A 12,483-nucleotide genomic window follows, 5' to 3' on the forward strand; every position below is an offset into this window, starting at 1 on the left:
GCTACGACCCCCGCACGCGGCTCTACGTCGCCCGGCGCACAGCCGAAGGCATGTCAAAGAAGGACATCTTCCGCTGCCTCAAACGCTTCATCGCGTGTGAGGTCTACAAGTACCTGACCAGCATGAACATCCCACAGAACCAACTCCTACAGACCGCTTGACGATCTATAGGAGCTTCCGGAATCAACCCCAGGAACAACGTAAGGAGACACCGTCTGGTCCGGCTACCGCACCCATTTCACCGAAACGTGCACGTCAGAACTGCCGGAGGTGATTGTGCACGCGGCCACCACGATCGCCCCGGTCCAGGACGGCGCGCTCACCGCCCAAATCCACGATGCCCTCGCGGCGATCGACCTGATCCCGGCCGAGCACGCGGTCGACGCCGCCTACGTCAGCCCCGCGGAGATCGAACGGGCCGATCAGGTGCACGGCATTACCCTGCTCGGCCCGGTCGTGCCCGACCACAGTCACCAGGCGAAAAGCGAGGCAGGGTCCGACTAGGCTGTCTTCACAGGCGACTGGGACCACCGCCGGGCCACGTGCCCCCAGGGCAACCTCAGCCGCGAGTGGCGGACCCTGCGCATCAGCGGACACGACTACATCCAGATCAAGTTCGACAAGGCCACCTGCCTGGCCTGTCCCGTCCGCCCGCAGTGCACCAACGCCGTCAGCGGTCCACGCTCGCTCGCGCTGCTGCCCACCCGCGAACTGCACGAGATCCAGCAGTGCCGGTACGCGATCCGTGCCGGCATCGAAGCCACCCTCTCCCAGAACATGGCTGGGGAAGTCACGTGTGGACGAGAAGGGGCCCCAGGCGAACCTGGGGCCCCTTCTCACTGCTAGCCGGATGGGCGGCAGCATCGGCTTGTCGGCCGTATGCCCTCTCAGCAAGGAGAGGGTCATCGCTCATCTCCCGCGACGCGTTGTATCGGTCTATATCATGAATTCGTAGCCGAGGATGCCACGGCCGCCCACGTAGAGGGCTCGACTGTTGGGATGCCAGATCACGGATTCGAGGTCGCTGTCGGCCCGCATGCTGGTGAGGGGTTCGCCGGTTGTGGAGTCCCAGACGGAGATCGTGCTGTCGGCTGTGCTGGCGATGTACTTGCCGTCAGGGCTGAAGGCTGCGGCCCTGGCCCTGGTGCCGCGGAACCTGTGAACGATGGCTTCTGCGGCGATGTCCACGACTCGAAAACCGGCGGGACCATCGGTGATGGCCAGCTGACTGTTGTCGAGGCTGAACGCCAACGCCCGAGCCGAGCGGCGTCCCAGGTGCGTGACCTGTGTGCCCGACGCGGTGTCCCAGACGCGGATGCCGTCATTGGGATCGTATGTGGCGAGGCGGGATCCGTCTGGACTGAAGACGAGTCTCTGAGTTCTACGGTGAGGCAACTGATGTTTCTGGATGCCGCTGGTGGTCTCCCAGATGCTGATGGTCCCCTGCCGGTCGACCGTAGCCAGAAGCTCTCCCGGCGGGCTGAGTTCCACCTTCTCCAGCGGTTCAGCACAAGTGAGTTGTACAAGCAGCGCCCCAGCGGCGTTCCACACGCCCACCGTCTCGCGGTCGGCGGCCGCGGCGAAGCGAATGCCTGTCGCTGTGAAAGCTGCTGAGAGCAGGTCGGCCTGATCTCCGTAAAGGGGAGGGGCGAACTGCAGCTCCTGTCCGGTGACTCCGTCGCCTTTCGCGAAGCGCTGGACCTGCACGCCGCTCACAGCGTCCCAGACGGAGAATCCTTCACGGCTCACAGTGGCGACGCGGCATCCATCCGCGGAGACCGCTGCCACACCGACAGAGATCTCCTGCGGCTGAGGCGAACTGGCGGCGAGGTCCCAGATCCGCACCGTCCTGTCCATGCTGGCGCTTGTGAGTCTCAGGCCGTCCGGGCTGAAGTCCAGCGATGAGCACCGCGATCCATGGTGGAAGCGGTGGACCTGTGTCCTCGTCCCGAGGTCCCACACCTCCACGACGCCCTCATGGTTCCCGACGGCAAGTGCCGTGCCGTCGGCATTGAACGCTGCCACGGTGACGTCGAGGCAGTCGCGAAGTTCATATAGACGCACGCCGGACGGCGTACTCCAGATGCCCACGTCTCGCCCCTGGGTTGTAGCAACGTGAGCCCCGTCCGCTGCGAGCGCCACAGGCCGGCCCCGCAGAGGCTGCAGACCGCTGCCTGTACCTGCGTCGCAGGAGAAGGAACGCAAGCCGCCACGCATGGACAGGACCAGCGTCGTGCCGTCCTGGCTCACCTGAAGCCGACCTGTTCTGGTTCTGGACACCTGAAACTCATTGAGTCTGGCCCCGGTGACCGTCTCCCAAGTTGCCACTGCACCATGCTCCAGCCCGGTGAAGAGACGAGAACCATCGGCACTGAAGGCGGCAACACGGTACTCACCTGCAAAGAACTGGTGCAGCTCCGATCCGGTAGGAAGATCCCAGCCGTAGACGATGCCATGGTCATCGACGGTGAGCAGATGCGTTCCACCGTTGTTGAACGACACCTCCCTCATACGGTTGTGACGCGGCAGTTCGCATACTTGCGCCCCGCTTGATGCGTCCCAGACACGAACTCGGCCACTGATTTCAATGGTGGCGAGGCGCGCCCCGTCAGGGCTGCAGGTCATCTTCTCAACGGGTGCCTGATGTGTAAGGGTCCGCAGGAGCGCAGGATTAGGCAGATCAGGCGCTGTCCAACGGTCTACGAGTGCTGGCCCTGACAAGACCGCGTCGGCTGCCGCCAGCCACGCCGCACCTCCAGGAACGCGGCTGCGCAGCGCGGCATCGAGGGCCTGAGGTTGTGCGGTAGGGGTGAGGAGGTGCGCGGCACGTTCCAGATGAGAAGCGAGAGCGGCTGCATCAGCATGAGGGACCAGGGAGAGGTCTCGAAGAGGTGCGGTGGGGCCATGGTGGTGCAACCGCATGCTGACCCAGCGGAAATCCGTGGCGACGGCGACCGCATCCGGGGTGCGCTCCGCGTCCATCAGGTGGGCTATGAGGAAGTTCTGCAGGTACTCGTGAGATGTAGTCCACCATGCAGGTCCGCCCTCGCCGGCAGAGGTGACGGCGTCGAGGAAAGCGGCGTTCACCGCGGGCAGTCGAGCTGATAGCTCTGCCCGGAGATGATCGCGGATCACGTCGTGCAGGGCCACCGTCCCGCCAGGGATGCCGGAGTTGAGACTGAGCAGGGACAGATCGGCCATCTGCCTGCACAGGCTGCGCGCGGTTGTCTCGTCGAGACCGGCCACCCCTTCCCACAGGCGAGCTACCATCGCAATCGGGACGGCCTCGTCCTCAGCGAAGACTCCAAGTTCTGCGAACCTGTGCTCCCCATCGGGAGGAAGGAGTTCGGTGGCGGCTGCGAGACTGGCTCGCACGGCCCTGTTCCGTTCGTCCGTGTCGTCGAGGTCGAAGTTCTTCTGAGGATCGCTGGCCGCAGGCCCGTGCACACGAAGCCGTTCCAAAAGGCGCCGCCCGACAGTATCCGCATCAGCCCCCGTCGACAGTTGCTCGCGCATAACACGGTTGACGATCCGCAACAAAGGCACCCACTGACCGGTCGCCTCGACAAGATCGTCGACCACCGCTTGCTCCGGCAGATGCGGCAATCCCTTCGTCAGGACCAGGCGGGCCTGCCCGTACGTCATACGGTCCACAGTGATCCGCGCAGCATGAGCGGGAAGCACTCTCGGGTTGCGTGTGGTGATTAGGCGGACACATTGCCGTTCCGCACCGATGAGAAACGGCCGCAGCTGCTCCTCCTCCCACACATCGTCGATCACCAGCAGAGTCCGCGGCAGCGAGGCAAGGAGCTTGCCCAGCTGAGCGCCGGCCTGTTCCGGATCGTCGCCGACTGCAGACTCGACCCCCGTGATACGTGCCATCTCCATGGCAACCTTGGCTGCGATCGCGGCCCTGCCCCGGACGTCACGACCGATCGTGATGAGCCAGATCCCGCCAGGGAATCTCTTGCCGACCTTCGGCTGGGCGACGGCAAACCGGGCCAGTGTCGTTTTGCCGAAACCGCCCGCGCCATGAAGACCGGCAGTGGTGGCCACCGCATCACCCCCTCGCCAGCGCCGCCGGGTGCGTGCGAGGACAGCAGCAACCACCTGGTCGGCCTCCGCCCGGTCCACCCACCCGTCTGGGACGACCAGAGGGCCAGACGTGATGGGCGCGGGCGACGCTGCAGGCCAGCCGAGCCTGACCATGATTGCCGAGCCCAGAAGGAACACGCCCCCGATGACGCTGGCGACCTGGTCTCCTGCACCCCATCCCTCACGCACGATCTTCCATGCAAGGAACACCAGCAGACCCAAAAGAACCAGGCCGCCCACAACCCTCTTCCACCCCAGACGTCTCAAACCCCACCTCTTCTGATTGTCACAACGCCGATGACAGGCAGTATTCGCCTCGGTGGCCTCGATGAGGGGCATGCCGCGTTCGCGGGCCAGAACACTCACCGACGCCGCCATGCACCGTCAGGCTTCCGAGATTCTCGTCCTGACGGTTCGGCAGCTGGGCCATCGGGTGCTCAGCTGGCCCTGCGAGCGGTGCAGCACAATGTGCCAGCCCGGGCCGACCGCGCTCAAGAAGCGCGGTATTTGCACCACAGGAAGATCCGGCATCGGCCCGGCCGCCCGTCGCGCGGCGAGGTTCGTGCTACGGGCTGCAGTACACCGTGAAGGTGCCCTTGGTGAGCGCTTTGACGTAGGAGTGGGCGCCGGCGAGGAGGTGCTGCTGCTCGCTGCTGCACACGGCTGCCGAGAGCCCGGGCTGGGCAATGACGGTGTTGATGTGGGGCCGTAGCTGGAGTGCGCGTTCGCGAATACGGTACAGCTCGTCGATGCTTCCGAGCAGGTAGGGGCTCTTGCCGGGATTGCGGGCGGCCCATCTGACGGCGCGGTTGTACAGGGTGCGCAGCAGCGCTTCGATGCCGTACTCGCGCCACTTGGCGCCGCGGGCGGCCTGCCCGCACACCTCGTACAGGTCGATGACGCGGTGGCCGGGAGCCGGTTCGTGGGAGTACTTGCAGTGCACGAGGGTGATGGTGATGTCCTTGTCGTCGGCGGTGATACCGACGAGGTCGGCCACTTCGTTCGAGCCGTCGTCGTCGATCAGGACGTCGAAGTGCTGCTGCTCGCTCAGGTAGCGGTACATGTAGTACTGCACGGTGTGCGGCAGCCGCTCGGGGTCCATGGACTCGGCCTGGATGTTCACCCCGTCCCACTCCAGCGGTGCCAGCAGGGACAGGTCGAAGGGCGGCAGGTCGGTACGGGGCGCGTGCAGGCGGTCGTCGGGTGTCAGGATGCGGTCGCCGGCGAAGTACCGGTACGGCTTGTGCTGGTTGATCCAGTCGGCGGCGGGCAGCGCGGTGCGCTGAACGCTCACCAGGGCGTCGTCGCCGACGGGGGAGTAGACCAGGCCCTGGTCGGTGAACTCGGCGCTGTAGGGGATCTCCCAGGAGGGGGAGACGAACGAGAAGCGGATCGGTCCCTCGGGTGCGAAGTCGTCGACGCGGAAGCCGATGTCGGTGACGGTGTGGGCACGCGACGACCAGCAGGCGTACATGCTGCATCTCGGGGCGCTCGCCGACGAGATCCCCGCTCTCGCCGGCGCGCTCCTGGCCCCGACACCGTTCCGTGGCCTGGAGCCCTTCCGCGAGGAGGACACCGATGTCTTCTTCGGCCGCGAGGAGGACACGGAGTCCGTGGTCAGGGCATTGCGCGGTGACCACGCGGCGGTGACCTTGTGCGGGCCCTCCGGGTGCGGCAAGTCCTCTCTCGCCCTCGCGGGGGTGGCGCCCGTGATGCGCCGTGCTGGCCACGAGGTGGTGGTCGTCCACTGCGGCCGCACCTCCCGTCCGGTGGGTGCCGTGGCGGTCGAGCTCCTTGAACTGGCAAGGCAGGAACGGTTCGGGCCCCCACGCGCCATTGGCGTCGAGCGGGTCGTGACCTGGCTGACCGGGGCGGGCCTCGCGGACACCGTCCACCGGCTCACCGGCAGTGCTACCACCGACCTCCTCGTCCTACTGGACCAGGCCGAGGCTCTGCTCGACCTGCCCGAGGGGGACCTCACGGCCCTCTTGTCGGTGCTTTTCCCCGCTCGGCGCATCGCTGGGATGCGGGTGCTGCTCACTCTGCGCGCCGACTTCATTGACGCAGTCCTCAGCCACGAGCACCTCGGCCCGGTGCTGAAACGGGGAGCCGTCCTGCCGCTGACCCCGATGACCCGGGAGCAGCTGCACGCCGTCATCACCCGCCCCGTGGACCGCGTCCCCAATGTCTCCTACGAACCGGGGCTGGCCCGCCGCATCCTCGAGGACGTCGGCAGCGAGTCCGGTGCCCTCCCCCTGCTCTCCTTCGTCCTGCGGCACCTGTGGGAGGAACAGTCGGGCGGCCGCCTGAGGGTCGAGGCGTACGAGAGGGCCGGCGGTGTCTCCGGCGCACTGCGCAGGCACGCGGAGGAGGCATGGCGGAAATACGTCCTGTCCGTGACCGGGACCGGCTCCCCGGACCCCGCAGACACCCCGGAGACCCTTTACCCCACGGAAACCATCACGCACGCGCGGCGGCTCCTCGCTGGACTGGTGCGAGTGGTGCCGGGCAGCGGCGCCCCCGCACTGCGGCGGGTGCTGACCAGGGCGGAGGCCGGCGACCAGCGCTGGCGCCTGGCCGTGCTGTTCGCCGGGAAGGACGAGCGTCTGCTGGTACTCCACGGCGGCGCCGGAGTGCCGGAGAGTGTGGAACTCGCCCATGAGGCCCTCATCACGGCCTGGCCGACTCTGTCCGAAGTAGTGCGCGAGGACCGGGTCTTCCTCGCCGCGCGCACGGACTTGCAGCACGACCGTGAACGCTGGGAGAGAAGGCTGTGCCGACGAGCTCCTGCCACGAGGTGCCCATCTCGTTTCTCTTGAGAGCCGACTCGCGGGGCGCACCGACGAACTGACGGCGGCTGAGACCGACTTCCTCGACCTCGCAGGCCGGCAACGCCACGCGTTGGAACAACAGCGCCGTGCCCGGCAGAGGCGCAACCGATGGGCATGGGCTGCCGTCAGCCTCGCTCTGGTACTCATCGCCACATTGAGCGTCTTCTTCGTCCAGGAGTCCCAGGTGAGCAGGGAACGGGCAGCGGAAGGCAGGTCCAGGACGCTGGCAGTGCAGGCGGACGAACTGGCCGAGACCAACCCTGCCCAGGCCGCTCTGGCCGCAATCGCGGGCTACGACACCTCCCCGACGCAGGAGGCCCGCAACGCGTTGATGCGACGGTACTCGGAAATGATGAAGGCAAGTTGGGTCCTGTCCGGACTGGGTTCCGACATCGACCAGGCGAGTATGAGCGCGGACGGCAAGGTGACCCTGGTGACCACCGTGGGCGGCCGCGCGACCCTGTTCCTCCGCTCCGACGACGGACGAGTGCGACAGGAAAACCTGCGGCTGGGCCGAAAAGTCCGCAACCCTCAGGTGAGCGGCGACGGCCGGAGAATCGCCTACTTACGCGAAGCCGACGCGCTCCTCGCCTGGCACGAGGTGACCACTTCCGGGAAGCACCTGGCAGGCCCGGCCCACCTGCTCCGGCATGCACAGGCACGGAACAAGGAAGGCGCCATCCTCGCAGTCAAAAGATCCAGGTTCTCTCCCGACTCGCGGTTCCTGGTGGAAGCCTCCGAGGTGTCCGAAGGACTGCCCCTCCCGGTATGGGATCTCTCCAGCGGCCGTCCTCACGAAGTACCGGGGTCCATCACCGATGTGCGCTGGATCTGGTTCGGCGCGGACAGCGGAACCCTGGTCGCGTGGAAGGGGCTCAAATTCGAATCGGGAGGGGGAGAGCGCTCCTCTCTGCTGGCCATTGATGTCGCCACCGGGTCCGTCCGTGAACTGGCCCATGACTTCTACTCCATTCCTGAGGTCTCCTGGGACGGGAGAACGGCTGTCGTCTGCCAGAAGATGGGGGAGAAGGTCACGCCTTTACCAGGCCATCCGGGTGTCGGACGGCAGAATCCTCCGCAGCCAAGGGCTCAAACGGTCGTCTTGCCAGGAGCCGGAGTTCGACACCACCAGCCGCTACTTCGTCGTCGAGGACAACACGAACGACTCGGGTGGCTGGTTCCGAATTGCGGTCCACGGCGACGCGGCGCCGGAACGGCTGGTGCCCGTCAGCAACTCTCCACTTCGATCGGCGTCGAACGCCTGCCTCTCCTGATGTCCGGGGCGGAAACCGTGATGCCGTTCGCCGAGGGCCGCACGGTCACGGGAGTCAGCATGTCCGTCGGTCCCTCCAGGTCGGCACATGGGTATCCTGTGCTGCTCGGTGACGGTGATCGGATGCTGGTCCGCAGCGATGGTGGTAAAGCGCTCCGCATCGTGGAGACGAGGCCCGGGGCGAGTACGCTCGCCCGGGCCGAGACTCCCGGAACACCGCCCACTGAGGAGCAGCCGCTTGTTACCGACAGGGAGGAAACCCTGGTGGCGGATGTCTCGGACCACAACAGGATCACGGTGCGCGCCCTGCCCTCCCTGCGCCGGATCAGCCAGTTCTCCGTGTCCGCGCCGCCTCTCGACGAAGGGACCGGAGAACCGGGCACGATCGACATCATGTTCCAGAGCGACGACAGGGTGGTCACCCTGTCAGGTTCGGTTCTCGAGTACTGGGACGCATGGCAAGGGCGCCGACTCTCGTCCGCCGTGAAACTTCCCAGCCTTCGGCTCAGTAGCGCCGAGGCCCCGTTCTTCACCATGGGGGCCCATCCGGACTCGGCATATGTCACTGTGAGTGTGCAGGGAGAGCCCGACGTACACACAATCGACCTGCGGACGGGACTGGAGGACCGGAAGCAGCGCATCTGCCTCGCCGAGGACCTGCTTACCGCGGAGTATCTGCCGGACACGCGTTACATGGCGGTGCTCACCACCGGCAGGGTCGTCGAAGTCTGGTCCGTGGAGAAGGGGGCACCGCCGAGAAAGGTGCTGGGGCCGTTCGGACCGCTCGAGCCCCATCGCTGGACCATGGGGTCCTCCGGCGGATCCGAATTCTTCCTCGCTTACGAGAACACCATGGTCCGTCTCCGGGCCGACGATCCCGAGTACCGGGACACCTTTGTGTTCTCGAGGGTCCAGCGTTTCCAGGAAGCCACCAAGGACGGCAGAACCCTGCTGAGCATACCGGTGGAGGACGATTTGGAAGACCTGTACGACGACGCCCCCGACGCCGGACGCTTGCCAACGCTCTTCCGGATCGACTCCGCGCTCTGGAAGGAACACCTTTGCGGTGTCGTTGGCCGGGAGCTCACGGCCGACGAACGCACAGCTCTCTCCGGGGAGCTGCCGGAGAGAAGCTGCCCAGACCCCGCATGGGACTGAGGCCGGATCTCGTCTTGCGGGCGGCCTCCTCTTTTCCTGCACGACCTCTGTCGCCCAGTACATGGGGATGATCCCCATGTACTGAGCAAGCTGCTGAAGAGGCTGGAAGTGAGCGACGACGATCTGTTCGCCATGACGGCCGACGCATGGTCGTCGAGCTCACCACGGACTTGCACAGTCATGATTCCAAGAGTGACCAAGGGCCCAACCGACAACGACCAGCGGGCACCCGTGCTGGCCCCATCGCGGACCGAGCCCGAGAAGAAGAACATCGTCGCCATCGTCTGCAGGGACGGACGGCGAGGAACGCGGCAGGACGCACCGTTGTGTCCCTCGCCGTGACCGGGCACTCGGAAGACCTCAGGTTCAGCTGCACGATCTGTACGGGGCTGTTCCGGGGCGGGTGGCGGGTAGGCGGCGGACGTTGCCGAGGGCTGCGGCTTGTTCCCGTAGACGTACGATCTCGTCGTGCTGTGCGGCCAAGCGTGAGACGGCGAGTTCCTTGAACGCGGTGAGCTCGGCTACGGTCTCGTCCCGCTGATGCTGAGCTTCTACGCCCCCGACCTGCGCGAGCAGATAGAGGCGCTGCCCGAGGGCACCGCCCTGATCGGCATCAGCACCACCGGACAGCCCATCGCCGTCGACCTGGACGCCGAATCCCCCCCCACGTCCTGGTCTGCACCGGCGCCGGAGGCGGCAGCACCACCATCCTGCGCTCGCTCACCGCCCAGTTCCTCCACCAGGGCGCCCACGCCCTGGTCCTCGACCCCAAGCGGATCTCCCACCTGTGGGCCAAGTCGCTGCCGACGGTCACCCACCGCGGCAACATCGCGGGCATCCACGACGCCCTGACCGGCCTCGCCACCGAACTCCAGCGCCGCCTTGACCTCGACGGCGACCTCGACGGCGTGCCGCGCCTGATCGTCGCACCCGACGAGGCCGACGCCACCGTGCGGGAGCTCACCCGCTACTGGAAGACGTTCCGGCAGAACGACGACCCGGCCACGTCCCCGGCCATCACCGCGCTCCAGGACGCCCTCTGGGCGGGACGCGCGGCCCGCGTCCACGTCATCTTCGACGGGCGCCCCGCCAGTGTCCTCGGTGCGGAGGTCCGCGAGCAGTTCGCCACGGTCATCCTGGCCCGGTTCACCGCCTACACCTGGCGCAGGCTCGCACCCGTAGCCATGCGCGCCCCGAAGCAGACCGGGCACCCCGGCCGCTTCCACGTCATCCAGCACGACAGGACCGTCCACGAGACGCAGGCGATCGTCATGACCGACACCGAAGTCGTCAACTGGCTCACCGACCCGCACGACCACGAGAGCTGACCCCCGGCCAGACCGCGGGCCCCGGACACACATCTGCGCCCGGGGGCCCGTGGGCTGCTGCCCAGCGATGCCCTTGTTCTCCCGCTCGGTCTCGGTCATGGCGGCGAAGAACGCGAATCCGGGTGAGGCGGGGGTCCGGCGGCCTGTTGTCGGCCATTCTCGCGGAAAGGACCGTTTGCATGAACGTTCGAGGTTTCCCGGCCGATGGTCATCCGATCGTATGAAACGGACGCCGTGGCCATTCCGGGGCCCTGGGAGCCTCGCTACGTTCTGCGTTCTGGCATGCAGCCAGATTCCCCGGAGAAAGAGAGGCGATCATGGGTTCTGCTCTGACAGCGGGCCGCCGTGCGCTGGCGGTCGTGGCCGTGGCGGCGTCGCTGGCGGCCACGGTCTCGGCCACGGGCCCCGCGTCCGCAGCATCGGAAGATTGGGAGACTCCTGTCACGGTGTACCCCATGATGTGCCTCGAACCCGGGGCCCCGGACTCGCAGGGAGAGATCCCGTTCGTCGGGAACCCCTGCAACCAATCCCGGGCCCAGACGTTCCTGGGCCAGTGGGTTCCCAACAGCAATAAGTTCCTGATCCGTCATCTCCAAACCGGCACCTGCCTCACCCTCGACCCCAGCAACCCCACAGTCAGCGGCACGCGGATCTATGCCGTCAATTGCGACTGGTCCTGGCGTCTCCAGCAGTTCACCCGGAGGAACCGGCCGGTCAACAACGGGATCCAGACGTCTGCCGGCCTGTGCGTCCAGGCCCAGAACCCGCAGAGCATCGGCACGAATGTGCCGATCATCCAGAAAACGTGCAACGACAGCACGCTCGACCAGATCGCCGGGATCAGGCTTCCCCCGCGGACCTGACGCTGACCCGGTTGACGCGGTACCCGCTCGGCACCCCTGCGCGCCTCGTCTCCCGTCCGGCCGGCACACCCCCACCACGGGTGGCGACCCGCCCGATCCGGCACAGCGGACAGCCGGTCCTCACCAGGCGGGTGACGGAACCCCGGCGCACAGCGCGCCGGGCCGCCCGCTCATAGCCGCTTCAGCCCAGGACCTTCCCGGGCATCACCTGCCCAGCCGTCGCTCCCGTCCCCGTCCTCGGGGACGGGAGCGGCCGGGTCCCGCAGCGGGCGCCGCCCGCCGCCGGCCGGAGCGGTGGCGGTGAAGCCGCAGGGCCCGAGACGTTCAGATTCCTGTGCTTGAGCGGGGACAGCCGGGCGACGCCTCGCCCCGGATCCCGTGATCCCCCCGGCGCGGAGCCGGGTGACAGCGGCGTCGCTGAACCGGGTGGTCCGCAGCACGGCCGCGGTCAGGACAAGCCCCCCGGTGAGCCGAGCTGACGCTCCGTCCTGCCCAGACATGCCCGGTGGCCGCCCTGCTACGAGGGCGGGCACCGGTACGTCGTCCTCATGGAGGAGTCGGTCCTGCGCTTCCGCACCGCCGAGCCCGAAGCCATGCGCGGCCAACTGCGCCACCTCCTGACCGTGATGCCGCTCGCATCCCTCTCGCTCGGCATCATCCCGTTCACCGCGCAGCGCACCGTCTGGCCACTGGAAGCCTTCTACGTCCACGACGACACCAGCGTCGTGGTGGAGACGCTCACAGCGGAGATCAAGGTGACCCAACCCCGTGAGCTCGCCGACTACCTCAAGGCGTTCGCCGGCCTCGCCGAGATGGCCGTCTACGGCGATGCCGCCCGCGCCCGGAGCCCAGGGTCTTTGAGAAGTGCCGAGGTGGGCGGGTTCGCTTGCTGAGCACCGGTTGTGACGGCTTGTCGACTTCTGTCTGTGGGTGAC

At 67.0% G+C, this 12,483-nt stretch carries 7 protein-coding genes and 2 pseudogenes; 7 read left to right on the top strand and 2 right to left on the bottom strand.

The window, feature by feature from the left end; translation table 11 throughout:
• Nucleotides 1-270 precede the first annotated feature (270 nt).
• The gene (locus ACIQNG_RS38885; RefSeq protein WP_401491933.1) at nucleotides 271-504 is read left to right on the top strand and encodes a hypothetical protein; all 234 of its coding nucleotides are present in this window, start codon (nucleotides 271-273) and stop codon (nucleotides 502-504) included.
• A 48-nt stretch (nucleotides 505-552) separates the two neighbouring features.
• Nucleotides 553-846 (top strand): annotated as a pseudogene (locus tag ACIQNG_RS38890) (hypothetical protein); the annotation flags it as partial.
• A gap of 90 nt (nucleotides 847-936) precedes the next feature.
• On the opposite strand, the gene ACIQNG_RS38895 reads toward ACIQNG_RS38890, so the two are convergent.
• Together ACIQNG_RS38895 and ACIQNG_RS38900 are read right to left on the bottom strand one after the other, a co-directional pair.
• On the bottom strand, nucleotides 937-4,473 hold the full coding sequence (locus tag ACIQNG_RS38895) for an NB-ARC domain-containing protein (protein ID WP_401491935.1): 3,537 nt from the start codon (nucleotides 4,471-4,473) through the stop codon (nucleotides 937-939).
• Between the two features lie 187 nt (nucleotides 4,474-4,660).
• Nucleotides 4,661-5,569 carry a hypothetical protein gene (locus ACIQNG_RS38900; RefSeq protein ID WP_401491938.1) on the bottom strand — a complete coding sequence of 303 codons (909 nt, stop codon included), beginning with the start codon at nucleotides 5,567-5,569 and terminating at the stop codon, nucleotides 4,661-4,663.
• Here ACIQNG_RS38900 and ACIQNG_RS38905 point away from each other — a divergent pair.
• The 5 genes and pseudogenes from ACIQNG_RS38905 to ACIQNG_RS38925 form a co-directional block, all read left to right on the top strand.
• Nucleotides 5,532-6,914 carry a hypothetical protein gene (locus ACIQNG_RS38905; RefSeq protein WP_401491940.1) on the top strand — a complete coding sequence of 461 codons (1,383 nt, stop codon included), beginning with the start codon at nucleotides 5,532-5,534 and terminating at the stop codon, nucleotides 6,912-6,914. The two genes, ACIQNG_RS38900 and ACIQNG_RS38905, sit on opposite strands and share 38 nt — an antisense overlap.
• Nucleotides 6,847-9,357 carry a hypothetical protein gene (locus tag ACIQNG_RS38910; RefSeq protein WP_401491943.1) on the top strand — a complete coding sequence of 837 codons (2,511 nt, stop codon included), beginning with the start codon at nucleotides 6,847-6,849 and terminating at the stop codon, nucleotides 9,355-9,357. The genes ACIQNG_RS38905 and ACIQNG_RS38910 overlap by 68 nt, the downstream gene beginning before the upstream one ends.
• Before the next feature lie 908 nt (nucleotides 9,358-10,265).
• Nucleotides 10,266-10,685 (top strand): hypothetical protein, encoded by a 420-nt coding sequence (locus ACIQNG_RS38915; protein ID WP_401441161.1) that lies wholly within the window; start codon nucleotides 10,266-10,268, stop codon nucleotides 10,683-10,685.
• Nucleotides 10,686-11,002: 317 nt separating this feature from the next.
• Nucleotides 11,003-11,548, top strand: a complete 546-nt coding sequence (locus ACIQNG_RS38920; RefSeq protein ID WP_401441159.1) for a hypothetical protein — start codon at nucleotides 11,003-11,005, stop codon at nucleotides 11,546-11,548.
• A 482-nt stretch (nucleotides 11,549-12,030) separates the two neighbouring features.
• A pseudogene (locus tag ACIQNG_RS38925) lies at nucleotides 12,031-12,441 on the top strand (Scr1 family TA system antitoxin-like transcriptional regulator); the annotation flags it as partial.
• Nucleotides 12,442-12,483 lie beyond the last annotated feature (42 nt).

The sequence above is a fragment of the Streptomyces sp. NPDC091377 genome, from assembly GCF_044757045.1.
Classification (GTDB): domain Bacteria; phylum Actinomycetota; class Actinomycetes; order Streptomycetales; family Streptomycetaceae; genus Streptomyces.

Coding starts and splice junctions, on each gene's coding strand:
- ACIQNG_RS38895 (WP_401491935.1), bottom strand. CDS start 4,473: ATGGCGGCGTCGGTGAGTGTTCTGGCCCGCGAACGCGGCATGCCCCTC.
- ACIQNG_RS38920 (WP_401441159.1), top strand. CDS start 11,003: ATGGGTTCTGCTCTGACAGCGGGCCGCCGTGCGCTGGCGGTCGTGGCC.
- ACIQNG_RS38900 (WP_401491938.1), bottom strand. CDS start 5,569: ATGTACGCCTGCTGGTCGTCGCGTGCCCACACCGTCACCGACATCGGC.